The following is a 26,318-nucleotide window of genomic DNA, read 5'->3' on the forward strand; positions in this document are numbered from 1 at the left end:
CTCCCATGTCGCGTCCCCTCACCCTCTGGTTATCCGGCCTGCTGCTGACCGCCGCCCTGCCCGCCATTGCCTACGCCGAAGGACCGGCATACGGCCCCCAATTGCAAGGTTTCGACTACCCCTACACCCTCAAGCATTTCGCCTTTGAATCCCAGGGCCAATCCCTGCAAATGGGTTACATGGACGTCGCCGCCCACGGCAAGGCCAATGGTCGCAGCGTGGTGTTGATGCACGGCAAGAACTTCTGCGGCGCCACCTGGGAGGCCTCGATCAAAGCCCTCAGCGACGCCGGCTATCGGGTCATCGCCCCGGACCAGATCGGTTTTTGCACCTCCAGCAAACCGGCGCACTATCAGTACAGCTTCCAGCAACTGGCGACCAACACCCAACAATTGCTCAAGGCGCTGGGCATCCAGAAAGCCACCCTGCTGGGGCACTCCACCGGCGGCATGCTCGCCACCCGCTACGCCTTGCTATACCCCGAACAGGTCGAACAACTGGCGCTGGTCAACCCCATTGGCCTGGAAGACTGGAAAGCCCTCGGTGTGCCCTATCGCACCGTTGACCAATGGTACGAACGCGAACTCAAACTCAATGCCGACGGGATCCGCACCTACGAGCGCAACACCTATTACGGCGGCCGCTGGAAGCCGGAATTCGATCGCTGGGTCGACATGCTCGCCGGCTTGAACAAAGGCCCGGGGCATACGCAAGTCGCGTGGAACTCGGCGCTGATCTACGACATGATCTTCACCCAACCGGTGTACTACGAATTCCAGAACCTGAAGATGCCGACCCTGCTGTTGATTGGTACGTCCGACACCACCGCCATCGGCAGTGACATCGCCTCACCCGAGGTCAAGGCCAGGCTCGGGCACTATGACGTCCTCGGCAAACAGGTGGCCAGGCTGATTCCCCAGTCCACGCTGGTCGAATTCCCTGGCATGGGCCACGCGCCACAGATGGAAGAACCGGCAGAATTCCACCAGGCCCTGCTGGCCTGGCTGAACAAGACCAACCCCGTGCGTTGAAGAGGAAAGGCTGATGCCCGTGCAGATTGCAGTGCTCGATGATTGGCAGGATGTGGCGCGGAACGTGGTGGACTGGTCGGCGCTGGACAGCGTCGGCCAGGTGAGTTTTCTCCATGACTACCCAACCGATAACCCATCCCTGGCCGAGCGCTTGGCGGGGTTCGAGGTGATCTGCGTGATGCGCGAGCGCACCCGTTTCGATGAAGACCTGCTGCGCCGCCTGCCGAAGCTCAAACTGCTGGTGACCGGCGGCATGCGCAACGCCGCCCTGGACCTGAAAACCGCCGCTGCGCTGGGCATTCAGGTCTGCGGCACCGACAGCTACAAACACGCCGCACCGGAACTGACCTGGGCGCTGATCATGGCCGCTACCCGCAATCTGGTGCTCGAAGCCAATGCCCTGCGTGCTGGCCAATGGCAACAAGGTCTGGGTGGCGACCTGCATGGCAAGACGCTGGCCATCCTCGGCCTGGGCAGCATCGGCCAGCGCGTCGCGCAGTTCGGTCAGGTGTTCGGCATGCGCGTGATCGCCTGGAGTGAAAACCTCACCGCGGAGCGCGCGGCCCAAGTCGGTGTGACCCATGTCAGCAAGCAGGAACTGTTCGAACAGGCCGACGTGCTGTCGGTGCACCTGGTGCTCAGCGAGCGCAGTCGGGGGCTGGTGGACGCGCAAGCATTGGGCTGGATGAAACCCACGGCGCTGCTGGTGAACACCGCCCGCGGACCGATTGTCGATGAAGCGGCGCTGATCAAGGCACTGCAGAAACAACGGCTGGCCGGTGCCGCACTGGACGTCTTCGAGCAGGAGCCGCTGCCTGCGCACCATCCGTTCCGGACCCTGGATAACGTGCTGGCGACACCCCATGTCGGGTACGTGAGCCAACAGAACTACCAGCTGTTTTTCTCGCAAATGATCGAGGATATCCAGGCCTGGGCGGCAGGGGCTCCGATTCGTCTGCTGGGTTGATACTCCAATGTGGGAGCCCCCTTGCCACAAAAGCTCGCTCCCACAACGAATAATTGTTCATGCTGCAGTGTTCTCATCACATCGACCTTGCACTGCGTCTGAAAGGACGCGACCTGATCTGAAACGCATGAACCTCTGGAGCAAAGCCCATGAATATTCGTGTTGCCGTTCTGATGACCCCGCTGTTGCTGACCGTCGCGTTGTCCGGCTCCCTCGCCCTGGCCAACGGTGGTGGTGGCGGTGACGACATGCCCAGCCGGCCCAGCTGCCCGAAAGGTCAGGTGCTGGATACCCGATCACATCGGTGCGTCAGGCAGGCCAGCAACCTGGTGCCGGACGAAGACCGTACCAACTATGCCTGGCAACTGGCCAAGGACGGTCGATACGAAGAAGCCCTGGCCCTGCTCGACACGCTTAAACAGCCAAACACGGCAAAAGCACTGAACTATCGCGGCTACGCTACGCGTAAACTGGGGCGTACCGACGAAGGCATCGGCTATTACCTGCAATCGGTGAAACTCGACCCGCAGTACGCGCAAGTCCGCGAATACCTCGGCGAGGCTTATGTAATCAAAGGCCGGCTGGACCTCGCGCAGGAACAACTGCAGCAGATCAGATCCATCTGCGGCAATACCCAGTGCGAGGAGTACCAGGACCTGGCCGAAGCCATCAACGACTCATCGAAAACCTGAGTGGACGGAGGTCGCCATCGCCAGCGATCAGACAATACGAACGGAACTGAACCAGCATCTGGCGCGTTTATGGCGCTACGGCCTGCTGTTGTCCCGTCAACGGCATGTTGCCGATGACCTGGTGCAAGCCACCTGCGTGCGGGCACTGGAGCGGGCCGGGCAATTCGTGACGGGAACGCGCATGGACCGCTGGCTGCTGAGCATTCTGCATTCGATCTGGCTCAACGAAATCCGCTCCCGGCGGGTGCGTCAGGGCCAGGGCCAGGTGGATGCCGATGACGCCTTGTCATTCGATGGTGAATCCGTGGCGCAGACCCATGTATTGGCGGCGCAGGTCATCCGCCGCGTCGATGCGTTACCCGAGACCCAGCGCGAAACAGTTTTTCTCGCCTACGTCGAAGGCTTGTCCTACCGCGAAGTCGCCGACGTGTTGCAAGTGCCCATCGGCACGGTGATGAGTCGCCTGGCCGCCGCTCGGGCGAAACTGGCCGAATATCCGCCGTTGCATACGGTGCCACATCCTTACCGAGGAGAACATTGATGAGCGCAAGAACCTCGGACGAACAACTGGTGGCTTACCTCGACAACCAACTCGATGCCGAGCAGCGCTCGCGCATCGACGCGGCGATCAGCGCCGACCCGATGCTCGGCCTGCGCCTGCAATGGTTGGGTCGCAGCAGCCTGCCGTTCAAGGAAGCCTACGATGAATTGACCCGGCAGGCGCCGGTGGATCGTCTGCAAGCCATGCTCGCGACGCTGCCCTCGCCCGTGCGCCCCGGGCTCAACCGGCGCTGGTTCCTTGCCGCCGCGGCCGCACTGTTGGCCGGCGGCGTGCTGGCCGACCGGTTGTTTCTCGGCTGGCAAGCGAGTCGGCTGACACACAACTGGCGCGGTGAGGTGGCCGATTACATGGCGCTCTACGTACCGCAAACCCTTGATCATTTACCCGGTGATGAAGCCTCGCAACGGGCACAACTGCGGACCATCGATGAGCGTCTGGGCCTGGACCTCGCGCTGGCAAAACTGAGCCTGCCCCGTGCCGAGTTCAAGCGCGCGCAAATCCTTGAGTACGACGGTGTGCCCATCGCCCAGATCACCTACCTCGATCCGGCGCACGGCCCCATGGCGCTGTGCGTCACCCGCTCCAACAGCGGCAGCCGCCATTTCGCCCGGGAACAGCGGCGCGAGCTGAACATCGTGTATTGGTCCGACATGGAACACGCCTGGATGCTCATCGGGCATCAGCCGATGACGGATCTGGAGGAGATGGCGAAGCTGTTGCGCAGTCGGCTGAGCGCCTGAAGCACAGACAATGGCTTGCGGGATCGAAAAAGCCCCCCAGGCCATCACGTTGTCCAGAAATCGACGCTCACCCTCTCCAGGTCGTGCGCCCTCGGCAGCTCTCCGTCAGCCCCCTTCGTCATCGTATATTTCACTGCATCGCCAACAAGAAAACAGGCGCGCCCCTCTGCGGTGATGTTGGGTCCGATCCTGATCGCCAATTTGCTATGGCCGCCATCGGGCAGGACCATCGCGAATTTTGTCGACACACTCTCGACTTTGACGTCCCGGATTGCACTGATCGTGCCTCGCCCGCTGATTCTTATTGTTGGCGCGCTCATTCTTTTCCTCCAGCCTACCGCTTTCTCTTGAGGTCGCAGACCAATGAAACGCGCAAGCGCAGCGTCTTGCTACTGTCAAAGTTGACAGAAGAAGCTGCCGCTTGTCGCAATCAGGCCGAAGCCGGCAACCACAAGCGAAACCGCGCCCCGCCCAGCGGCGAGGCTTGCACCGTCAGCGTGCCACCCTGGGCCTCCAGCGCGCGGCGGCTGATCGCCAGCCCCAGTCCGAAACCACCCGTGGCGCGGTCGCGGCTGCGGTCGAGGCGGTAGAAGGGTTCGAAAATCCGCTCGCGCTCGTCATCCGGAATGCCGATGCCGTCATCGTCGACCCAGATCTCACAGCCGTCGGCGTAGACCTGCACACCGATCTGGATTCTTTTATCGCAATAGCGCATGGCGTTGCGCAGCAGGTTTTGCAGGGCACGGGCAGTCAGGCGCGGGTCCAGGCTGAAGCGCTCGAGCTGGCCGTGGAGCAGCACGTCGATGACGATTTCCGGAGATTCCAGCTCTTCATCGACGCTACCAAGGATGCTGTCGATGAACTCATCCAGCGACACCTCGACCTGCTCCGACAATTGCGCCGGGTTTTGCAAGCGACTGTAGGACAGCAACTCCAGCACCAGTTCATCGAGTTCCCGAATGTGTGCCACCAGGCTTTGCAGGCGCTCTCGGCTGGCCGCCGGCAAGTCGTCGGACAGAGCCAGCGCCAGGCCGAAATCCAGGCGTGTCAGCGGGGTGCGCAACTCGTGGGACACCGCATTGAGCAAGTCCCGCTGCTGATTGAGCAGGTTCTCGATGTCGCCGGCCATGGTGTCGAAAACGCTGGCCAGGCTGCCGATGTTGGAACTCGGGGAAATTTGCGTGCGCTCGCTCAAGTGGCCCTTGCCAAAGCGTTCGGCCACGCCCTTGAGGCGTTCCAGGTCACGCCAGTGCGGGCGCAGCCACAGCAACAGACACGCGAGCATGGTCGCGCCGATCAGCACGTTGATGCTCCAGTACAGCAGGTTGACGTCCAGCGGATCGGGTGGCACGACCATTTGCACCACAGTGCGCTCATTCAGCGGTGCGACCGCCAGTGTGCGCCAACCCCAATCGCCGACGCGCACGACGTTCTCGCCGCGGCGCAAGCGCTGCTGTTCATCAGGCGTCAGACTGCTGTCGTCATTGCCACTGAGCACGATGTGCAGTGGATTGAAGTCCTCGTCCATTTCTGCCGCCAGGGCCGGCCACTGCTCGGCCGGGGCCGCGTGAAACTGTTTGACGATCAGCGTTTGCAACCCGCGGGAGTAATCGAGGTTGTAGGTGACAAAGCGCTCGTGGAACACCTTGATCACCAGATCCGGCACCAGGTAAATCGCGGCGCTGAACGAGACGATGGTCACCAGGTACAAACGAAAGAGGATTCTGAACATCGGCTCAGCATTCCCACTCGGAACGACTGAACAGGTACCCCTTGCCCCACACGGTCTTGATCTTGCGCGCCTCGCCGGCGTGGTCGTCGAACTTGCGCCGCAATTTGGAAATCGCCACGTCCACTGAGCGGTCAGTGCCATTGAATTCGATGCCGCGCAGGCGTTGCAGGATCTGGTCGCGGCTCAACACTTCACCGGCGTGCCGGGCCAGCACCACCAGCAGGTTGTACTCACCGCTGGACAGGTCCACCAATTGCTCGCGCCAGGTCACGGTACGTTCGGACAAGTCGATGCACAGGTTGCCCATCAGAATGCGGTCATTGGCGGTCTGCGGCTCGCCCAGGCTGCTGCGGCGCAACAGGGTCCGCACCCGGGCCAGCAGTACCCGCGGCTCACAGGGCTTGGTGACGTAGTCGTCGGCACCCATTTCCAGGCCCAGGACCTGGTCGTGGCTGTCGTCGCGGGCGGTAAGCATCAGGATCGGCAAGGTCGCCGAATCGGCGCGCAGCAAACGGCAGACTTGCAAGCCGTCGAGACCGGGCAGCATCAGGTCGAGGATCACCAGGTCCGGCGGGTTGAGCCGCGCGCGTTCGCGCACATGGTCACCACGACCGATCACGCTGACGGAATAACCGTTGCGCTCCAGGTAGCTGGCAATCAGTTCGGCGAGGGCGGTGTCGTCTTCGACCAGGAGGATGTTGGGCATGGGGTGTTCCAGCAAATGCGGTGGTGACCATCAGCTCGCTTTCGCTGGCAGGCCAGCTCTTACAGGGGATCGCATTTCAACTGTAGGAGCTGGCTTGCCAGCGAAGACGGCCTGTCAGGCGCTATAAAATTCAAGGACTGAAGGATATACGCCCTCACGCACACCTGAGTAAAACCCTTACACAATTTCACACAGCACCAACAAAGCTTCACCGCTACTCTCGCCTGCGCCCAGTAGGATGCTGGGAGTCTTTATTGGGGTATTACATGTCGAAGAATCTGCTTGCCAGGCTCAGCCTGATTGCACTGGCGTTGACACTGGGTGCGTGTGACAAGGCCTCGAACGCCGAGGAACAGGCGCCGCTGGCCACGGTGCGCATCGAGACCATCGAAGCGCGGCCACTGACCATCAGCAGCGAACTGAGCGGGCGAATTGCCGCACCGCGCATGGCCGAAGTGCGTGCCCGTGTGGCCGGCGTGGTGTTGCAGCGAACCTTCCGTGAAGGCGGCGATGTGAAACAGGGCGATGTGCTGTTCCGCATCGACCCGGCGCCGTTCAAGGCTGACCTGGACAGCGCCGAAGCAGCGTTGCGCAAGGCCGAGGCCAACGCGTTCCAGGCCAGATTGCAGGAACAGCGCTACGCCCGGTTGATCGACGACAAGGCCATCAGCGGCCAGGACTACGACAATGCCCGGGCCAACGCCCGGCAGGCCGCCGCCGACGTTGCCGGCAACAAGGCGGCGGTGGAACGCGCCCGGTTGAACCTCGGTTACGCCACCGTCACCGCGCCGATTTCCGGGCGCATCGGCCGGGCGCTGGTCACCGAAGGCGCACTGGTCGGGCAGAACGAAACCACACCGCTGGCGCTGATTCAGCAACTGAACCCGATTCACGCCGACCTGACCCAGTCCACCCGTGAACTCAACGAGCTGCGTCGCGCCTTCCGTTCCGGCCAGTTGCAGCAGGTCGGCCAGGACCAGGCCAGGGCCACGCTGATTCAGGATGACGGCAGCCTCTACCCGCTGCCGGGCAAAATGCTGTTCAGCGACATCACCGTCGACCCGGGCACCGGCCAGATCATCCTGCGCAGCGAGTTCCCCAACCCCGACCTCGACTTGCTGCCCGGCAGTTTCGTGCGCGTGCGCCTGGAACAAGCGGTCAACCAGCAGGGCATCAGCGTGCCGCAACGGGCCATCCAGCGTGACAGCGCCGGCATCGCCCAGGTGCTGCTGCTCGACACCGAACAGCGGGTCGGCCAGCAACCGGTCGAACTGGGCGCCGTGCAGGACGATCGCTGGATCGTCACCGGCGGCCTGAAAGCTGGCGACCGCATCGTCATCGAGGGTCTGCAGCACGCTCGCGTCGGCGAGAAAGTGCAGATCGACGACACCCATCTTCCACTTGCCCAGGTGACTGGCCAGTAAGCAGGACGCTTTTTTATGCCGCAGTTCTTTATCGACCGTCCGGTGTTCGCCTGGGTGGTTGCCCTGTTCATCCTGCTGGCCGGTGCGCTGGCCATTACGCAACTGCCGGTGGCGCAATACCCCGATGTAGCGCCACCGCAAATCGAAATCTACGCCGTGTACCCGGGCGCTTCGGCGCAGACCGTGGACGAGAGCGTGGTCAGCCTGATCGAGGAAGAGCTCAACGGCGCCGATCACCTGTTGTATTTCGAATCCCAGAGCAGCCTGGGCAGCGCGACCATCAAGGCCACCTTCCAGCCGGGCACCAACCCGGAACTGGCCCAGGTCGATGTGCAGAACCGCCTCAAAGCCGTGGAGTCGCGCCTGCCACAAGCTGTGATCCAGCAAGGCTTGCAGGTGGAGAAAGTCTCCTCCGGTTTCCTGCTGTTGATCAGCCTCACCTCCAGCGACGGCAAACTCGACGACGTAGCGCTCAGCGATTACCTGGCGCGCAATGTGATGAACGAAATCAAGCGTCTGGACGGCGTCGGCAAGGCACAGCTGTACGGCGCCGAGCGGGCGATGCGGATCTGGATCGACCCGCAGAAACTGCTCGCCTTCAACCTGACACCGGCAGACGTCAATGCCGCCATCGTCGCGCAAAACGCCCAGGTTTCGGCGGGCAGCATCGGCGATCTGCCGACCCGCACCACCCAGGAAATCACCGCGACCATTCTGGTCAAGGGTCAGTTGTCGGCCCCCGATGAGTTTGCCGACATCGTCCTCAAGGCCAATCCGGACGGTTCGACCGTGCGCATCGGCGATGTGGCGCGGGTCGAGATCGGTAGCCAGGAATATCAGTTTTCCACGCGCCTGAACGGCAAGCCGTCCACCGCCGTCGCCGTCCAGTTGTCGCCCGGTGCCAACGCCCTGAACACCGCGACCCTGGTGCGGGCGAAGATGGATGAGCTGTCGCGCTACTTCCCGGCGAACGTCGAATACAAGATCCCGTACGACACCTCGCCCTTCGTCAAAGTCTCGATCACCAAGGTCGTCTACACCCTGGGCGAGGCTATGTTGCTGGTGTTCGCGGTGATGTTCCTGTTCCTGCAAAACATCCGCTACACGCTGATTCCGACGCTGGTAGTGCCGGTGGCGCTGATGGGCACCTTTGCGACGATGCTGGCGCTGGGTTTTTCGATCAACGTGCTGACCATGTTCGGCATGGTACTGGCCATCGGCATTCTGGTGGACGACGCCATCGTAGTGGTGGAGAACGTCGAGCGGATCATGGCCACCGAGGGCTTGTCCCCCAAGGAAGCCACGCGCAAGGCCATGCGGCAGATCACCGGGGCCATCATCGGCATCACCCTGGTCCTGGTCGCGGTGTTCATTCCGATGGCGTTCATGCAGGGCTCGGTCGGGGTGATCTACCAGCAGTTCTCGCTGTCGATGGCCACGTCCATCCTGTTCTCGGCGTTCCTCGCTCTGAGCTTGACCCCGGCCTTGTGCGCGACGCTGCTCAAGCCGATTGCCAAGGGTGAACACCACGAAAAGACCGGCTTCTTTGGCTGGTTCAACCGTCGCTTCGAGCAACTGACCGAACGCTATCAAGGCTGGGTTGCCTATGCACTGAAACGCAGCGGGCGCTTCCTGCTGATCTACGGTGTGCTGCTGGTGGGTCTGGGCGTGTGCTTCAGCCGCCTGCCCTCCTCGTTTCTGCCGGTGGAAGACCAGGGTTACACCATCACCGACATCCAGCTGCCACCAGGCGCGAGCAAGAACCGCACGGTGCAGGTGGCCGAGCAGGTTGAAGCGCACAACGCCGGGGAACCGGGCATTCGTGACAGCGTGGTGATTCTCGGATTCAGCTTCTCCGGCAGCGGGCAGAATGCGGCGCTGGCGTTCAGCACGCTCAAAGACTGGTCCGAGCGTGGCAGCGACGATTCGGCCAGCTCGATTGCCGACCGGGCCAACGTTGCCCTCAGCCAGATCAAGGACGCAGTGACATTTGCCGTACTGCCACCACCCGTGGATGGCCTGGGTACGTCCAGCGGATTCGAGTTCCGCCTGCAGGATCGCGGTGGTCTCGGTCATGCGAAGTTGATGGAGGCTCGCACCGACCTGCTCGCGGCGGCCGAAAAAAGCCCGATCCTGATGAACGTGCGCGAAAGCGCCCTGGCCGAGGCACCGCAGGTGCAACTGGTCGTCGACCGCAAGCAGGCCAACGCGCTGGGGGTGTCCTTTGCCGACGTCGGCAACGTGTTGTCCACGGCCGTGGGCTCGGCCTACATCAACGACTTTCCCAATCAGGGGCGGATGCAGCGCGTCGTGGTGCAGGCCGAGGGCGACCAGCGCAGTCAGGTGGCCGACCTGCTGAAGATCCACGTGCGCAACACCCACGAAAAAATGGTGCCGTTATCAGCCTTCGTGCAGGCCAGGTGGACCCAGGGCCCGACGCAGTTGACCCGCTACAACGGCTACCCGGCCATCAGCATTTCCGGTGAACCGACGCCGGGCCACAGCACCGGCGAAGCCATGGCCGAGATCGAGCGGCTGGTGGCGCAAGGTCCGGCAGGCCTGGGCCAGGAATGGACCGGGTTGTCGTTGCAGGAGCGGTTGTCCGGCAGCCAGGCACCGATCCTGCTGGGGTTGTCGCTGTTGATCGTGTTCCTGTGCCTGGCGGCGTTGTACGAGAGCTGGTCGATCCCGACCTCGGTGCTGCTGGTGGTGCCGCTGGGTGTGCTCGGCGCGGTGCTGGCGGTGACCTTGCGCGGGATGCCCAACGATGTGTTCTTCAAGGTCGGGCTGATCACCATCATCGGCCTGTCGGCAAAGAACGCGATCCTGATCATCGAGTTCGCCAAGAGCCTGTACGACGAAGGCCACGACCTGCTCGATGCAACCCTGCAAGCGGCACGCCTGCGGTTGCGGCCGATTGTCATGACCTCAATGGCGTTCATTCTTGGCGTGGTGCCGCTGGCGTTGGCTACCGGCGCCAGTTCGGCGAGCCAGCAAGCCATCGGCACCGGGGTGATCGGCGGGATGATCACGGCGACCCTGGCCGTGGTGTTCGTGCCGGTGTTTTTTGTGGTGGTGATGAAGCTGGTGCGCAAGCGCTAACCCACACACCCGCATTGTAGGAGCTGGCTTGCCAGCGAAGAGGCCATCTCATTCAACATCCCTGTTGACTGACACACCGTCTTCGCTGGCAAGCCAGCTCCTACGAGGGGCTTCGTTGACTTCAAGATTGGGGACACCTGGGCTAAGGTGATTGCACAGCCCCAACCCAGCGAGCCTCCATGATCTTTCTCGCACGCACCCACCCTCGCCTGTCCGCCGCCATCCTGCTGGGCATCGCGGTGGGCATTCTGGCTCCGGCCGATTCGCCGATCAGCAAGATCCTCATCGGCTGGAATGCCGGCGTCTGGACCTACCTGTTGCTGATGTTCTGGCTCACCGTGCGTTCGAAAGCGACCGACGTGAAACGCATCGCCGAAATCGAAGACGAAAACGCCGGCTTGGTGCTGGCTCTCGTGTGCATCGCGGCACTGGCCAGCCTGGCGGCCATCACCTTCGAACTGGCCGGCAGCAAAGACCTGGAAACCACCCGCAAACTGATGCGTTACGGCTTCACCGCGCTGACCGTCATCGGCTCATGGCTGCTGATCGGCGTCATCTTCAGCCTGCATTACGCGCGGCTGTATTACATCTGGAATGGCAAGGAGCCGGCGCTGCGCTTTGCCGAAGGCCTGACGACGCCCGACTACTGGGACTTCCTGTACTTCTCGTTCACCATCGGCGTGGCGGTGCAGACCTCGGATGTCGGCGTGGCCACCCGGGGCATGCGCAAGATCGTGCTCGCGCAGTCGCTGATCGGTTTTTTGTTCAACACCGCCATTCTCGGGTTCTCGATCAACATCGCGGCCGGCCTGTTCGGCTGAAGCCTGTACAAACGTTCCAATGGACCTGTTATTGCCTGGCTAAGCGTGTTGGCCTGAACGCCGCTTGTCGGTCATTGTTCGACAATCAATCATCCGGGGCTTGACGGCGAATTGACTTTTGGTGTCTTCTGAAACCGGTTTCAGTGCTATCTCACGAAGCACTTGACCTTATAAATCCAATAAGAAGGTTTCAGACCGTGAACGATTTCTCCGCCGCCCAGCGCAGCCGCGTGACCATGCTCGACGTGGCCGAACACGCCAAGGTCTCCAAAGCCAGCGTTTCGCGGTTCATTGGCGATGATCGTGCTCTGCTCTCCGATGCCACTGCCCAGCGCATCGAACAGGCCATTGCCGAACTCGGCTATCGCCCGAACCAGATGGCCCGTGGCCTGAAACGCGGGCGCACTCGCCTGATCGGCATGCTGGTGGCCGATATCCGCAACCCTTATTCAATTGCCGTGATGCACGGGGTGGAAACCGCCTGCCGTCAGCACGGCTATAGCCTGGTGGTGTGCAACACCGACCGCGACGACGAGCAAGAGCGCCAGCACCTGGCCCTGCTGCGCTCGTACAACATCGAAGGCCTGATCGTGAACACCCTCGGTCATCACCGTGACCAATTGCACGAACTGCACCGGGAAATGCCCCTGGTACTGGTGGATCGCAAGGTGGAACACCTTGAAAGCGATATGGTCGGGCTGAACAACCCGCAGGCGGTCGAGATGGCCCTCGCCCATCTTGAAGAGCGCGGTTATCGCGATGTGTTGCTGGTCACCGAGCCGTTTGACGGCACCAGTTCACGAATCGAGCGGGTCAGCAGCTTCAAGGCGCAAATCGGGCAATGCCCGGCACTTCGCGGCACGCACATCGAAACCGGCAGCGAGCTGACCGCACAGTTGAAATCTTTCCTCGACACGCCTGGCCCTGGCCCGAAGGCGGTATTTTGCGCGAACGGGGTTGCGGCGCTGGCCAGCACCCATGCGTTGCGTGAACTCCAGTGCAACCTGTTCGATGACGTGGGCTTGATCGCCCTCGATGACCTGGATTGGTACCCGCTGGTAGGCAGCGGCATTACCGCCCTCGCGCAGCCGACCACCGAGATGGGCGCCAGCGCGTTTGAGTGTCTGCTCAAGCGGCTGCGCGGGGATGACGGACCGGTAAAGACCCTGGATTTTTCGGCTCGGTTAATTGTGCGGGGGTCTACCTGTGGGAATTTGGGTTGACTGTTATGGCCTCTTCGCTGGCAAGCCAGCTCCTACAGGTGATTCGTGCCAACCACCTTACGATATTTTTTTGAACAAAAATGAAACCGGTTTCAGAGGTACAAAAACAATGAACAGACCAGCCGTTTCCATCAGCCTTTCCAGCTACGGCGCCGACCTTGTGCGTCAACGCGGCCAGGGCAGCTTCATCGAGATTCTCGCCGCCGCCGGCGCCACGCGCATTGAGTGGCGTGAAGAACTACTGACCATCGAGGACCCCGCTCAACTGGCCGATGCCACTCAAGCGGAAGGCCTGCAGAGCGTGTATTCATCACCCATGGAGCTCTGGCTGGCCGGGCAATCCAGACCCAACCCCGAACTGATCACAGCCCTGCAACGCGCCCAGGCGTTCGGCGCCAAATGGCTGAAAGTGTCGTTGGGCTATTTCACCGACAACAGCGATCTGCAGACCCTCGCCCGAGTGCTGGGCGAAAGCGCCGTGCAGTTGCTGGTGGAAAACGACCAGACCCTGCACGGCGGCCGCATTGAACCCTTCCAGCGCTTTTTCGCGGACGTCGAGCGGCACGAGCTGCCGATCAAAATGACCTTCGATATCGGCAATTGGCACTGGCAGGACCAGTGCGCCGCCAGCGCCGCGCGGTTGCTCGGTCGTCACGTCGGTTATGTGCACTGTAAAGCGGTCACGCGCCGTGCCGACGGCAAGCTGGTCGCCATCCCGCCCGCCGTCAGTGACCTGCAACAGTGGGAACACCTGCTGCAGCACATGGCCCAGGGCGTCATGCGGGCCGCGGAATATCCGCTGCAAGGCGATGACCTGGTGCAACTGACCACCGAGCACGTCGCCGCACTCGCCCACCTCGGCCAATCACATCGGGAGAGTACTCATGTCTGAGATCGATATTCTGTCCTTCGGCGAGACCATGGCGATGTTCGTCGCCGAGCAGTCGGGTGATCTGGCCAGCGTCGGCGCTTTTCACAAACGCATTGCCGGAGCTGACAGCAACGTCGCCATTGGCCTTTCCCGACTGGGCTTCAACGTGGCATGGCTGAGCCGTGTCGGTGCCGATTCGCTGGGCCGGTTCGTGGTCGACACCCTGGAAAAAGAAGGTCTGGATTGCCGCCACGTCGGCATCGACACAGCCCACCCGACCGGTTTTCAACTCAAGTCCCGCACCGACGATGGCAGCGATCCGGTGGTCGAGTACTTCCGCCGTGGCTCGGCGGCCAGTCACCTGTCGCCGCACTCGATCGAGCCCCAATTGCTCAAGGCCCGACACCTGCACGCCACCGGCATTCCTCCGGCGCTGTCGGAGTCGGCGCGGCAGATGTCATTCGAATTGATGACCCGCATGCGCGAGGCCGGGCGCAGTGTATCTTTCGACCCGAACCTGCGCCCGAGCCTGTGGGCCAGCGAGCAACAAATGATCACCGAGATCAACCGCCTCGCCGCCCTCGCCCATTGGGTGCTGCCGGGGTTGAGCGAAGGTCGCTTGCTGAGCGGTTTTGAAGACCCGGCCGACATCGCCGCCTTCTACCTCGACCAGGGCGCCGAAGCCGTGGCGATCAAGCTTGGCCCGCACGGGGCTTACTACCGCACACATGTTGATCAGGGTTTCGTGGCTGGCGTGCCGGTGGAATCGGTGGTCGATACGGTGGGTGCCGGCGATGGTTTTGCCGTCGGCATGATCAGCGCGCTGTTGGAAAACCAAAGCGTTGTCGAGGCCGTGAAACGCGCCAACTGGATTGGCAGCCGGGCGGTGCAAAGCCGGGGGGATATGGAGGGGTTGCCGACCCGATCCGAAATGGTCAGCTAATTTGAGGCCGCCATCGCGGGCAAGCTCGCGCCAACAGGGGACATGTGTCGAACGTAGATCCAATGTAGGAGCGAGCTTGCTCGCGATGAGGCCAGTAAAGGCACCGAAGATTCAAACCGTTACCTGCTGCGACAAAAACAACAAGCTCAGGAGCACCACCATGAAAACCGCAACGCTCGCCACCCGCCGCTGGTGGTACATCATGCCCATCGTGTTCATCACCTATAGCCTGGCGTATCTGGATCGCGCCAACTATGGGTTCGCCGCCGCGTCGGGCATGGCGGCGGACCTGATGATCACACCAGGCCTGTCGTCGATGCTCGGCGCGCTGTTCTTCCTCGGCTACTTTTTCTTCCAGGTACCCGGCGCGATCTACGCGCAGAAACACAGTGTGAAGAAGCTGATTTTCGTCAGCCTGATCCTCTGGGGCAGCCTGGCGACGTTGACCGGGATTGTCTCCAATGCCTACTGGCTGATCGTCATCCGCTTCATGCTCGGCGTGGTCGAAGCGGCCGTGATGCCAGCGATGCTGATCTACCTGTGCCACTGGTTCACCCGTGCCGAACGCTCCCGGGCCAATACGTTCCTGATCCTCGGCAACCCGGTGACCATGCTCTGGATGTCGGTGGTCTCGGGCTATCTGGTGCAGCACTTCAGCTGGCGCTGGATGTTCATCGTCGAAGGTTTGCCAGCGGTGCTGTGGGCATTCATCTGGTGGCGCCTGGCCGATGATCGCCCGTCACAAGCCAAGTGGCTCAACGACCAGCAAAAGCAAGACCTGGAAAGCGCACTGGCCGCCGAGCAGGTCGGCATCAAGGCCGTGAAGAACTACGCCGAAGCGTTCCGCTCACCCAAAGTGATCATCCTGGCCCTGCAGTTTTTCTGCTGGAGCATTGGCGTGTACGGCTTCGTGTTGTGGCTGCCGTCGATCCTCAAGGCTGGCGCGCAGATGGACATGATTCAGGCCGGGTGGCTGTCGGCGCTGCCGTACCTGGCGGCGGTGATCGGCATGCTGCTGGTGTCCTGGGGTTCGGACAAGCTGCAAAAACGTAAACGCTTCGTCTGGCCGCCACTGCTGATCGCCTCGATCGCCTTCTATGGTTCCTACGCCTTGGGTGCCGAACACTTCTGGTGGTCCTACACCCTGCTGGTGATAGCCGGCGCCTGCATGTACGCGCCTTACGGACCGTTCTTCGCAATCATTCCGGAGATCCTCCCGGCCAACGTCGCGGGCGGCGCCATGGCGCTGATCAACAGCATGGGCGCTCTCGGTTCCTTTGGCGGTTCCTGGCTGGTCGGTTACCTGAACAGCGCCACCGGCTCGCCCGGCGCCTCGTACCTGTTGATGAGCGGCGCGCTGATGTTCTCGGTGCTGCTGACCATTTGCCTCAAGCCCGGCGCCAGCGATCGGGAGCGGCCCACGGCCACAGTAACGCGCACCGCCACGGCACATTCCTGAATTGAAGTTGAGATCCCGAAGATGAAAAAGCAGGTCGTCCTGTACAAAAAACTCTCGCCGTTGCTGATGGCTCGCCTGCACGAGCAGACCGAAGTGACGCTGATCGAAAGCCTTGATGCCGAGGGCCTGGGCAAACTGCGCGATGCCCTGCCCCGCGCCCACGGGTTACTGGGTGCCAGCCTGAAACTGGATGCCGAACTGCTCGATCTGGCACCCAACCTTCAAGCCATTGCCAGCGTCTCGGTGGGTGTCGATAACTACGACATCGACTACCTGACCGAGCGGCGCATCCTGCTCAGCAACACGCCGGATGTATTGACAGAAACCACCGCGGACACGGGTTTCGCGCTGATCCTGGCAACGGCCCGGCGCGTAGTGGAATTGGCAAACATGATTCGCGAAGGCAATTGGACCCGCAATATCGGCCCCGCGCATTTCGGCAGCGACGTGCACGGCAAAACCCTGGGCATCATTGGCATGGGTCGCATTGGCGAGGCGCTCGCGCAGCGCGGGCATTTCGGGTTTGGCATGCCGGTGATTTATCACAGCCATTCGCCGAAACCGGCGGTGGAACAGCGGTTCAACGCGCAGTACCGCAGTCTGACCGCGCTGTTGCAGCAGGCTGACTTCATATGCCTGACGTTGCCGCTGACCGCTGAAACCGAAGGGCTGATCGGTGCAGAGGAGTTTGCGCTGATGCGGCCCGAAAGCATCTTCATCAACATTTCCCGGGGCAAGGTGGTCGACGAAATGGCAATGATAGAAGCCTTGCGCACGGGCCAGATTCGCGCAGCGGGGCTGGACGTATTCGAACGCGAACCATTGAATCAGGACTCGCCGTTGTTGCAGTTGAACAACGTGGTGGCGACACCGCACATTGGCTCGGCCACCCATGAAACACGGGAGGCAATGGCCCGGTGTGCGGTGGACAACCTGTTGGCGGCGCTGGCGGGTGAGCGGCCTGTGAACTTGGTGAATCCTGGGGTTTGGAAAGGCTGAAGATCAAAAGATCGCAGCCTGCGGCAGCTCCTGCATGGACCGGGTTCACCGCAGTTTTGTGGATGGACATCAATCCTGTAGGAGCTGCCGCAGGCTGCGATCTTTTGCTGTGGCGATCAGGCCCGTCGCGCCTCCAGCAAATTCGTCGCACACAAGGCAATCCGCCGACAGGCATCAGCCAGCTTCATCTGATCCACCACCAGACCAATGCGGATATGCCCCGCCGCGCTCGGCCCGAACGCTTCGCCGGCCAGCACCGAGACGCCATAGCCCTCCAGCAGCCGTTCGGCGAAGCGCTGGGCCGACAACCCGGTCTGGCGTACATCGACCATCACGAACATTCCGCCATCCGGGCGAATCGGCCTGAGGCCCGGACATTGGCCCAGACTTGCACACACCAGGTCTCGGCGCTGGCGATACTCTTCGCGCATCGAGGCCACCTCCGGCAGGTCACGATCCAACGCCAACTGCGCGGCGTTCTGCACGAAATCCGGGATACCGAACAACATGCTCAGCGACAGATTGACCAGGTGCCCGGCCATGGGTTTGGGCCCGATCACCCAGCCCACCCGCCAACCGCTCATGGCGTGGGACTTGGACAGGCTGTTGATCGTCGCCGTCCGTTCGGCCATGCCCGGCAGGCTCGCCGGGCTGATGTGCTCGCCCTCGTACAGCAGATCGCTGTAGACCTCATCGCTGATCAGCCACAAATCGTGACGAATGCACAGCGCCGCCAGCTCCTGCCAGATCGCCAGTGACAAACTGGCGCCGGATGGATTGTTCGGACTATTGAGCAGGATGGCGCGAGTCTTCGGCGTGATCCGTGCTGCGACATCCGCCGGGTCGACGCGAAACCCGTTCTGCGGACGCACTGGCACCGGGACCACTGTGGCCGCACACGCGCCGATCACGCCTTCATAGGTCACGTACATTGGTTCGGCGACGATCACTTCATCGCCCGGATCGAGCAGGCATTGCGCCACCGAATACACCGCGCACTGCGCGCCTGGAAAGACAATCACATGCCCGGCATCCACCGCCTGACCGCTGCGTTGGCGCTGCCGGCGGGCAATGCTGTCGCGCAGCCCCCGACTGCCGCGCACTTCAGGATAATGAGTATCTCCGGCCAACAGGCTGGCGATAGCCGCCTGGACAATCGGTTGCGGCGTATCGAAGTCGGGATCGCCAATTGACAGCAGCAGGACGTCGACACCCTGTTCGCGCAATTGCAGCGCTCGATCGTGAATCTGCCAAGCCGCCGCTCCGTCACCGGCGATTCGTTGGGTCAAGGCTGAATAGCGCATGTTTGTCTCCTGTCGCGCGGGTGCTCCAAGCCTCAACCCTATCTCAAATCGCGAAACACGCCACCATGGCGTGCAAATCCACCGCCAAAACTGCCTTCGGGGGCTTTTGTGAAAAAACCTCAGCCGCAGCGAACGGCCGTCCGCCAGACGCGAGCGATGTCGGTCGCCCGCTCACGCAGCAGGCGCGGCGCCTCGGCACAGGCTTGCTCCAGGGTCATCGGCCCGCTCGCCAGGGCAAACGCAGCATCGATGCCGTGCTCATAGAGCGCCTGATAACCGTCACCCAGGGTGCCGGCGATGACGATGACCGGCACGCCTTGCTGGCTGGCGACACGTGCCACACCAAACGGCGTCTTGCCGCGCAGGGTCTGCGCATCGAAACGCCCTTCCCCGGTGATCACCAGGTCGGCACCAGCTACGGCGTCGGCCAGGCCCACGAGTTCGGCCACCACCTCGACTCCGGCCTTGAACTGCGCCCCCAGGAACGCCTTGGCGGCAAACCCCAGGCCGCCCGCCGCGCCGCTGCCCGGCTCGTCCCGAACGTCCTTGCCCAAGGCTGTTGCGCAATGGTCAGCAAAGTGCCCCAGGGCGCGGTCCAGTTGTTCGACCTGCGCGGGCGAGGCACCTTTTTGCGGGCCGAAAATCGCCGAGGCGCCGTGGGGGCCGCACAACGGGTTGTTGACGTCGGCGGCGATGTCAAAGCGCACTTGTGCCAGACGCGGATCAATGCCGCTCAGATCGATGCGGGCCAACTGCGCAAGGGCGAGGCCACCCGGTGACAGCGTCTGCCCCCGGGCGTCCAGCAGTTTCACGCCCAGGGCCTGCATGGCACCGGCGCCGGCGTCATTGGTCGCACTGCCGCCAATCGCCAGGATCACCCGTTGTGCACCGGCATCCAGCGCGGCGCGGATCAATTGCCCGGTACCGAAAGTGCTGCTGATGCACGCATCCCGTTGCGCCACCGGGACCAACTGTAATCCGCTGGCCTCGGCCATTTCGATGATCGCGGTGTGGCTCTGCGGCAACCAGCCCCAGGCCGCTTCCACCGCTGTTCCCAGCGGCCCGCGAACCGTGGTGCGACGCAGTTCGCCTTCGCAGGCGGCAAGTATCGACTCGACAGTCCCTTCCCCGCCGTCGGCCATCGGGCATTTGATCAGCTGCGCATCTGGCCAGACTTGCGCCAATCCCAATGCAATGGCGTCGGCCACGCCTTGAGCGCTGAGGCTGTCCTTGAACGAATCGGGGGCGATCACGATTTTCATGGGAATTCTCCAGTTCCAATGCCCACATGCTGCCAGCCGCCTTGAACAATAACGCCGGTCCGCTGCACAAGCGCCGATGAGGATTATTGTTCATTTCCACAAAACCCGATGATTCACGCTGACCTCCGTAGGAGCTGGCTTGCCAGCGAAGGCGTCCTCAAGGTCAACGCAAAATCCGCTGGCCTCTTCGCTGGCAAGCCAGCTCCTACAGGGGGTTGGCGTCTGGCTCGGGCAACAGTTGCACGCCCAGGTACAACGCGAGCATGCCGTCCAGTCTTAGTGGATCAACCCCGCTCAGTTCGGCAATGCGCTCCATCCGATAACGCAGGCTGTTGCGATGAATGCCCAGTGCCTCGGCGCAAGCCTGGCTCTGGCCGTCGTGTTCACACCAACTGCGCAGGGTCGCCAGCAACTGGCCGTTGCTGTCCCTGGCAATGACCTTGCGCAGCGGGTTGAGCAATTCGTCGAGGGCGTCGTCGTTGCGGTGGCGCCAGAGCATCACCGGCAGCCGATAACGGTTCAGCGTCAGCAATCGGGAGCGCGGCAGCACCTCGCGCCCGTAGGCCAGCAAGTCACCGACCCGCCGATAGCAGCGGCGCAATCCCGCCAGCCCGTCGGCTTGCCCACCCACGGCGATACGCAGGATGTTCCAGCCAAGGCCATCGAGCTTGTCCAGCAAGCGCTCGTTATCGACCGACTGGCTGGCCGGCCGGCACCAGAGCAATGAAGTCTTGGCCGAGCTCACGCACCAACTGTCGGGGTGACGGCTGGTCAACCAGGCACTGAGTGCCTCGACGGTTTGCCCTGGAGCGTGTTCCAGGCCCAGCTCGAACAAATACGGCACCCGGGTCATGTGTGGCTTGAGGCCCAACTGCTGCGCTTCATCGACCAGTCGCGGAGCATCCCCGGCTTCGCTGAGCAGCAGCGCCAGCAAGTCATCGCAGCGCTGGCGCCGCCATTGCTGTTCGGCCTGCTGGTTGCGCTGGCCCACCAGCATTTCGGCGGTCATGCGCACCAGTTCGGCGTAGGTGCGCAATTGCTCGGGTTCACCGGTGATGCCCAGGACGCCGATCAGGCGCTGGTCGAGCATCAGCGGCAGGTTGATGCCCGGCTGCACACCCTTGAGATGAATCGCCGTCTGCGCATCGATCTCCACCACACGGCCGTTGGCCAGGACCAGTTGCGCGCCTTCATGCCGGGTGTTGACCCGCCCCGGTTCGCCGCTGCCCAGAATCAGGCCCTGGCTGTCCATGACGTTGACGTTGTACGGCAGAATGGCCATCGCCCGGTCGACGATGTCCTGGGCCAGGTCGTGATCGAGTTCGAACATGCAAGTGATCCTTGAAGACAGTGATGGAACGGGTTGTTCACCCGCACAGGCCTTGGTTGCAAACCCTGTGCTCAGGCACAAAGACAGCCACCCTGAGGGTGGTCGAGACTCTCTTGGCGATCAACGTTACCCTTTGCATCGCAAAAAATCATAATAAAGAGAGAGCCGCCATGACACAGAGCGCCGTAGCGTCCGACGCCATCGCTGACGACAAAAACGCCGTCTACAAGCGCATCACCCTGCGTTTGATCCCCTTCATTTTCATCTGCTACCTGTTCAACTACCTCGACCGGGTCAACGTCGGATTTGCCAAACTGCAGATGCTCGACGCGCTGAAGTTCAGCGAAACCGTGTACGGCCTCGGTGCCGGCATCTTCTTTATCGGTTACGTGCTGTGCGGTGTGCCAAGCAACCTGGCGTTGACCAGATTCGGCCCGCGACGCTGGATCGCGCTGATGATGATCACCTGGGGCACGCTGTCGACCTGCCTGCTGTTCGTTACCACACCGACCGGGTTCTACACATTGCGCCTGTTCACCGGCGCTGCCGAAGCCGGCTTCTTCCCGGGCGTGGTGCTGTATCTCTCGCAGTGGTTCCCGACCTTCCGCCGCGGCCGCATCATGGCGCTGTTCATGTCGGCGATCCCGGTATCCGGTCTGCTCGGCAGCCCGTTCTCCGGCTGGATTCTCAATCACTTCGGCGCAGGCCAGGGCGGTCTCGCCGGCTGGCAGTGGATGTTCCTGATGCAAGGCATTCCAACCGTGATCCTCGGTGCGCTGGCTTATTTCCTGCTCAGCGACAGTTACGCCAACGCCAAGTGGCTGACCCCGTTCGAGCGCTCGGTGCTGGAAGCCGACCACGCTATCGATCTGGCCAACAAACCGAAAACCACGTCCGATTCGCTGCTGGCGGTATTCAAGAACCCGGCGATCTGGGCCTTCGGCCTGATCTACTTCTGCATCCAGAGCGGCGTGTACGCGATCAACTTCTGGTTGCCGTCGATCATCAAGAACCTGGGTTTCAGCGATAACCTGGTGATCGGCTGGTTGAGCGCGATTCCGTACCTGCTGGCCGCCGTTTTCATGCTGATGGTCGGGCGTTCGGCGGACCTGCGCAAAGAACGTCGCTGGCATTTGGTGGTACCGATGTTGATGGGCGCGCTGGGGTTGTTGATCGCCGTGAACTTTGCCGCCAACCCGGCCATTGCGATTCTCGGCCTGAGCATCGCCACCATGGGCGCCCTCACCGGCCTGCCGATGTTCTGGCCGGTGCCGACGGCCCTGCTCAGTGCCGGCGCGGCTGCGGGTGGCCTGGCGCTGATCAACTCGATGGGGCAGATGGCCGGTTTCCTCAGCCCGTACCTGGTGGGTTGGGTCAAGGACAGCACCGGTTCGACCGATGCGGCGCTGTACCTGCTGGCGGGTGTGATTGTCTGCGGCAGTCTGCTGGCGTTGCGCATGACCCGCACGCTGCGCGCCTGATCCCCCTGCCCCCTGTAGGAGCTGGCTTGCCAGCGAAGAGGCCAATGGATCTTGCGTTGATCTTGAGGACGCCTTCGCTGGCAAGCCAGCTCCTACGGTTTGTTTCGGGGCGTTTGATAAACCGGTTTGTTCCGTTTGTTCCGGGGTGTTCGATATTTCTGTTTGATCCATGCGTCTGTTCTGGTATCTGATTGAGCCTTTCCCACTGGTAAAAGGATTTGCTCATGAGCTATCGCACACTGGGTCATTCGGGTCTGCAGGTGTCTACCCTGACCCTGGGCACCATGATGTTCGGCGAACAAACCAGCACCGAAGATTCCCTGCGGATCATCGACAAGGCCTGGGACCAGGGCATCAATTTCATCGACACCGCCGACGTCTACACCAATGGCCGTTCCGAGGAGATCGTCGGCGAAGCCATCGCCAGCCGCCGTCATGAATGGGTGCTGGCGACCAAGGTCGGCTTCGGCCCTGTGGACGGCGTCCCCAACCGCAGCGGTCTGAGCCGCAAGCACCTGTTCAACGGCATCGATGCCAGCCTGACGCGCCTGGGCACCGACTACCTCGACATCTATTACCTGCACCGCGAAGACCACAACACGCCGCTGGAAGTGACGGTGTCAGCCATTGGCGATCTGATTCGCCAGGGCAAGATCCGCTATTGGGGCCTGTCGAACTACCGTGGCTGGCGCATCGCCGAAGTCATTCGCGTGGCCGACAAACTTGGCGTTGACCGGCCGGTGATCAGCCAGCCGCTGTACAACATCGTCAACCGCCAGGCTGAATCCGAGCAGATCACGGCGGCGCAAAACTACGGTCTGGGCGTGGTGCCTTACAGCCCGCTGGCGCGCGGGGTGCTCAGCGGCAAATACGCACCGGATGTGACACCGGACGCCAACAGCCGTGCCGGACGCCAGGACAAACGCATCCTGGAAACCGAATGGCGCGTCGAGTCTCTGCGCATCGCCCAGCAAATCCAGCAGTACACCCAGGGCCGCGGCGTCGGCATCGTCGAGTTCGCGATTGCCTGGGTGCTGAACAACGGCGCCGTTACCTCGGCCATTGTCGGGCCGCGTACCGAAGCGCAGTGGGACGCCTACACTAAGGCGCAGACGGTGAAGATCACGGCCGAGGACGAGGCGTTCATCGATTCGCTGGTAACGCCGGGGCATGCGTCGACACCGGGGTTCAATGATGTGAGCCATTTTGTGTCGGGGCGTACACCGCGCAGTGCCTGACAAAACCGCACTCTCCGTAGGAGCTGGCTTGCCAGCGAAGGCGTCATCTCAGACAACTCTTCGTTGCCTGGAAGACCGCTTTCGCTGGCAAGCCAGCTCCTACGGAGGCGAGTGTTGGTCAGTAATCACCGCTAAAACCACGTATCCTGCGCCCCCTGTTTCACCTTCAACCTCGCGAGGACAGCTTGTCTAAAGGTATCGCTCTATCGGTTTCAGCCTCGGTGCTGTTTGCCGTCATGTATTACTACACGTCGCTGCTCACCCCCTTGAGCGGCGTGGAAATCTTCGGGTGGCGCATGCTGCTGACCGTGCCGTGCATGACCGTGTTCATGGTGGCGTCCGGCGAATGGAAGCGCGTGCTGGAGATCGTTCGGCGCGCCATGGCCAATCCGAAACTGATGGGTGCACTGATCGCCTCCTCTGCCCTGCTCGGCGTGCAACTGTGGCTGTTCATGTGGGCGCCGCTCAATGGCTACAGCCTCGACGTTTCACTCGGCTATTTCCTGCTGCCGCTGACCATGGTCCTGACCGGCCGCCTGGCCTACGGCGAACGCCTGTCCTACCTGCAAAAAGTTGCCGTGGTATTCGCCTGCCTGGGCGTGATCAACGAGCTATATCGGGTCGGTGGTTTTTCCTGGGCGACCTTGCTGGTCTGCATTGGCTATCCGACCTACTTCATCCTGCGCAAACGGCTGGCGGCGGACAATCTCGGCGGCTTGTGGCTGGACATGGCATTGACGCTGCCGGTGGCGTTCTGGTTCGTTCAGAGCGGCGCGCAAGGTTTCGCTGTGTTTGACCAGCATCCATGGTTGTCGCTGCTGATCCCGCTGCTCGGCGTGATCAGTGCTTCGGCGCTGGTGGTCTACATCATTGCCAGCCGCCTGCTGCCGTTCAGCCTGTTCGGCCTGTTGAGCTACGTCGAACCGGTGTTGCTGCTGGGGGTGGCATTGCTGTTGGGAGAGAGCATCAAGGCCGGCGAATGGCTGACCTACATCCCGATCTGGATGGCCGTGCTGGTGCTGATGTTCGAAGGGTTCAAGCATCTGGTGCGGCAGCGCAGACCTTAAGCACACACAAAACAAATGTGGGAGCAAGCTCGCTCCCACATGTTTAGCGTTTAGATCAGTTAGTCCGTGGACAACACACCACGACGCACCTGGTCACGCTCGATGGATTCGAACAGTGCCTTGAAGTTGCCTTCGCCGAAACCATCATCGCCCTTGCGCTGGATGAATTCGAAGAACACCGGCCCCATCAGGGTTTCCGAGAAGATCTGCAGCAGCAGGCGCTTGTCGCCCGACTCGGACGAACCGTCCAGCAGAATGCCCCGTGCCTGCAGTTGGTCCACCGGCTCGCCGTGGTTTGGCAAACGACCTTCGAGCATTTCGTAATAGGTATCCGGCGGCGCGGTCATGAAGCGCATGCCGATGCTTTTCAGGTGGTCCCAGGTCTTGATCAGGTCATCGGACAGGAACGCAACGTGCTGGATGCCCTCGCCGTTGAACTGCATCAGGAACTCTTCGATCTGCCCGGCGCCCTTGGACGATTCTTCGTTCAACGGAATGCGGATCATGCCATCCGGCGCGGTCATCGCCTTGGAGGTCAGGCCGGTGTACTCGCCCTTGATGTCGAAGTAACGGATCTCGCGGAAATTGAACAGCTTCTCGTAGAAGTTGGCCCAGTAGGCCATGCGACCGCGATACACGTTGTGGGTCAGGTGATCGATGATCTTCAGGCCGGCGCCAACCGGGTGACGGTCCACGCCTTCGATGAACACGAAGTCGATGTCATAGATCGAACTGCCCTCGCCGAAACGGTCGATCAGGTACAGCGGCGCGCCACCGATGCCTTTGATGGCCGGCAGGTTCAGCTCCATCGGGCCGGTTTCGATGTGGATCGGCTGGGCGCCGAGTTCCAGGGCGCGCTTGTAGGCTTTTTGCGAATCCTTGACGCGAAACGCCATGCCGCATACCGACGGGCCGTGCTCGGCCGCAAAGTACGAGGCCACGCTGTGGGGTTCGTTATTGAGGATCAGGTTGATCGCGCCCTGGCGATACAGGTGCACGTCCTTGGAACGGTGGGTCGCCACCTTGGTGAAGCCCATGATCTGGAAGATCGGCTCCAGGGTGTTCGGGGTTGGCGATGCGAGCTCGATGAATTCAAAGCCCATCAGGCCCATTGGGTTTTCGTATAAATCTGCCATGGTCGGCGCCTCATCATTCTTTATCAATTAACAAAGGTTAGTTGCAAGCAATGCTGAGACCGGTGGGTGGCGCACAGGAGATGCCCCGCACGCTGCGGGCGAGAAAGTCACCGTAGATCAGTTGAAACCCGAATATCTTCATTGTCGACCCAAGGCTCTTGCGGGCGAGGCTTCTGCTGCCAGAAGACGATTATTATTGTATGCGTAAACCGATTCTACACAGCGTAA

At 61.9% G+C, this 26,318-nt stretch carries 23 protein-coding genes; 16 read left to right on the forward strand and 7 right to left on the reverse strand.

What is annotated here, in order from left to right:
- Positions 1-5: 5 nt before the first annotated feature.
- From KGA81_RS20675 to KGA81_RS20695, 5 genes are all read left to right on the forward strand, one after another.
- Entirely contained in the window at positions 6-1,031 is a 1,026-nt protein-coding gene (locus KGA81_RS20675; protein ID WP_223547942.1) for an alpha/beta fold hydrolase, read from the forward strand.
- A gap of 13 nt (positions 1,032-1,044) precedes the next feature.
- The gene (locus tag KGA81_RS20680) at positions 1,045-1,998 is read left to right on the forward strand and encodes a D-2-hydroxyacid dehydrogenase family protein (protein ID WP_223547943.1); all 954 of its coding nucleotides are present in this window, start codon (positions 1,045-1,047) and stop codon (positions 1,996-1,998) included.
- Between the two features lie 149 nt (positions 1,999-2,147).
- Positions 2,148-2,690, forward strand: a complete 543-nt coding sequence (locus KGA81_RS20685) for a tetratricopeptide repeat protein (protein ID WP_223547944.1) — start codon at positions 2,148-2,150, stop codon at positions 2,688-2,690.
- Positions 2,691-2,748: 58 nt separating this feature from the next.
- Positions 2,749-3,231, forward strand: coding sequence for a sigma-70 family RNA polymerase sigma factor (locus KGA81_RS20690; RefSeq protein WP_411736568.1), 483 nt, complete (start codon positions 2,749-2,751; stop codon positions 3,229-3,231).
- Positions 3,231-3,992 carry an anti-sigma factor family protein gene (locus tag KGA81_RS20695; protein ID WP_223547945.1) on the forward strand — a complete coding sequence of 254 codons (762 nt, stop codon included), beginning with the start codon at positions 3,231-3,233 and terminating at the stop codon, positions 3,990-3,992. Before KGA81_RS20690 ends, KGA81_RS20695 begins: the two co-directional genes overlap by 1 nt.
- A gap of 44 nt (positions 3,993-4,036) precedes the next feature.
- Here KGA81_RS20695 and KGA81_RS20700 read toward each other — a convergent pair whose 3' ends face one another.
- From KGA81_RS20700 to KGA81_RS20710, 3 genes are all read right to left on the reverse strand, one after another.
- Positions 4,037-4,312 carry a hypothetical protein gene (locus tag KGA81_RS20700; RefSeq protein WP_223547946.1) on the reverse strand — a complete coding sequence of 92 codons (276 nt, stop codon included), beginning with the start codon at positions 4,310-4,312 and terminating at the stop codon, positions 4,037-4,039.
- Between the two features lie 110 nt (positions 4,313-4,422).
- Positions 4,423-5,724 carry an ATP-binding protein gene (locus tag KGA81_RS20705; RefSeq protein ID WP_223547947.1) on the reverse strand — a complete coding sequence of 434 codons (1,302 nt, stop codon included), beginning with the start codon at positions 5,722-5,724 and terminating at the stop codon, positions 4,423-4,425.
- 4 nt (positions 5,725-5,728) lie between these two features.
- Positions 5,729-6,430 (reverse strand): response regulator transcription factor, encoded by a 702-nt coding sequence (locus KGA81_RS20710; protein ID WP_223547948.1) that lies wholly within the window; start codon positions 6,428-6,430, stop codon positions 5,729-5,731.
- A 266-nt stretch (positions 6,431-6,696) separates the two neighbouring features.
- Here KGA81_RS20710 and KGA81_RS20715 point away from each other — a divergent pair, with 266 nt between their 5' ends.
- The 8 genes from KGA81_RS20715 to KGA81_RS20750 all read left to right on the forward strand — a co-directional run bounded on the left by KGA81_RS20715 (position 6,697) and on the right by KGA81_RS20750 (position 17,272).
- Positions 6,697-7,854 (forward strand): efflux RND transporter periplasmic adaptor subunit, encoded by a 1,158-nt coding sequence (locus KGA81_RS20715; RefSeq protein ID WP_223547949.1) that lies wholly within the window; start codon positions 6,697-6,699, stop codon positions 7,852-7,854.
- Positions 7,855-7,869: 15 nt separating this feature from the next.
- Positions 7,870-10,956, forward strand: coding sequence for an efflux RND transporter permease subunit (locus tag KGA81_RS20720; RefSeq protein ID WP_223547950.1), 3,087 nt, complete (start codon positions 7,870-7,872; stop codon positions 10,954-10,956).
- A 179-nt stretch (positions 10,957-11,135) separates the two neighbouring features.
- Positions 11,136-11,777 (forward strand): DUF1345 domain-containing protein, encoded by a 642-nt coding sequence (locus tag KGA81_RS20725; RefSeq protein ID WP_223547951.1) that lies wholly within the window; start codon positions 11,136-11,138, stop codon positions 11,775-11,777.
- Positions 11,778-11,974: 197 nt separating this feature from the next.
- On the forward strand, positions 11,975-13,000 hold the full coding sequence (locus KGA81_RS20730) for a LacI family DNA-binding transcriptional regulator (RefSeq protein WP_317850809.1): 1,026 nt from the start codon (positions 11,975-11,977) through the stop codon (positions 12,998-13,000).
- 109 nt (positions 13,001-13,109) lie between these two features.
- Complete coding sequence (locus KGA81_RS20735) at positions 13,110-13,892, forward strand: sugar phosphate isomerase/epimerase family protein (RefSeq protein ID WP_223547952.1); 783 nt, start codon at positions 13,110-13,112, stop codon at positions 13,890-13,892.
- Positions 13,885-14,814 (forward strand): sugar kinase, encoded by a 930-nt coding sequence (locus KGA81_RS20740; RefSeq protein ID WP_223547953.1) that lies wholly within the window; start codon positions 13,885-13,887, stop codon positions 14,812-14,814. The genes KGA81_RS20735 and KGA81_RS20740 overlap by 8 nt, the downstream gene beginning before the upstream one ends.
- A gap of 160 nt (positions 14,815-14,974) precedes the next feature.
- Positions 14,975-16,273 carry an MFS transporter gene (locus KGA81_RS20745; protein ID WP_223547954.1) on the forward strand — a complete coding sequence of 433 codons (1,299 nt, stop codon included), beginning with the start codon at positions 14,975-14,977 and terminating at the stop codon, positions 16,271-16,273.
- A gap of 21 nt (positions 16,274-16,294) precedes the next feature.
- Positions 16,295-17,272 carry a 2-hydroxyacid dehydrogenase gene (locus KGA81_RS20750; RefSeq protein WP_223547955.1) on the forward strand — a complete coding sequence of 326 codons (978 nt, stop codon included), beginning with the start codon at positions 16,295-16,297 and terminating at the stop codon, positions 17,270-17,272.
- 116 nt (positions 17,273-17,388) lie between these two features.
- On the opposite strand, the gene KGA81_RS20755 is transcribed toward KGA81_RS20750, so the two are convergent.
- The 3 genes from KGA81_RS20755 to KGA81_RS20765 form a co-directional block, all read right to left on the reverse strand.
- Positions 17,389-18,576, reverse strand: coding sequence for a pyridoxal phosphate-dependent aminotransferase (locus KGA81_RS20755; RefSeq protein ID WP_223547956.1), 1,188 nt, complete (start codon positions 18,574-18,576; stop codon positions 17,389-17,391).
- A gap of 119 nt (positions 18,577-18,695) precedes the next feature.
- Positions 18,696-19,838 carry a glycerate kinase gene (locus KGA81_RS20760; protein ID WP_223547957.1) on the reverse strand — a complete coding sequence of 381 codons (1,143 nt, stop codon included), beginning with the start codon at positions 19,836-19,838 and terminating at the stop codon, positions 18,696-18,698.
- Positions 19,839-20,043: 205 nt separating this feature from the next.
- Positions 20,044-21,168: a sugar diacid recognition domain-containing protein gene (locus KGA81_RS20765; protein ID WP_223547958.1), complete on the reverse strand. Its 1,125-nt coding sequence runs from the start codon at positions 21,166-21,168 to the stop codon at positions 20,044-20,046.
- A 170-nt stretch (positions 21,169-21,338) separates the two neighbouring features.
- Between KGA81_RS20765 and KGA81_RS20770 the strand changes: the two genes are divergently transcribed.
- The 3 genes from KGA81_RS20770 to rarD all read left to right on the forward strand — a co-directional run bounded on the left by KGA81_RS20770 (position 21,339) and on the right by rarD (position 24,954).
- A complete protein-coding gene (locus KGA81_RS20770) occupies positions 21,339-22,649 on the forward strand; it encodes an MFS transporter (RefSeq protein WP_223547959.1) in 1,311 nt (436 codons plus the stop codon).
- Positions 22,650-22,873: 224 nt separating this feature from the next.
- Positions 22,874-23,887: an aldo/keto reductase gene (locus tag KGA81_RS20775; RefSeq protein WP_223547961.1), complete on the forward strand. Its 1,014-nt coding sequence runs from the start codon at positions 22,874-22,876 to the stop codon at positions 23,885-23,887.
- A 185-nt stretch (positions 23,888-24,072) separates the two neighbouring features.
- Positions 24,073-24,954, forward strand: coding sequence for an EamA family transporter RarD (gene rarD / locus KGA81_RS20780; protein WP_223547963.1), 882 nt, complete (start codon positions 24,073-24,075; stop codon positions 24,952-24,954).
- 59 nt (positions 24,955-25,013) lie between these two features.
- Here the strand turns inward: rarD and hppD are convergent, their stop codons facing one another.
- The gene (gene hppD, locus KGA81_RS20785) at positions 25,014-26,090 is read right to left on the reverse strand and encodes a 4-hydroxyphenylpyruvate dioxygenase (RefSeq protein ID WP_223547965.1); all 1,077 of its coding nucleotides are present in this window, start codon (positions 26,088-26,090) and stop codon (positions 25,014-25,016) included.
- Positions 26,091-26,318 lie beyond the last annotated feature (228 nt).

Source organism: Pseudomonas sp. A-B-19, assembly GCF_019947515.1.
Taxonomy (GTDB): domain Bacteria; phylum Pseudomonadota; class Gammaproteobacteria; order Pseudomonadales; family Pseudomonadaceae; genus Aquipseudomonas.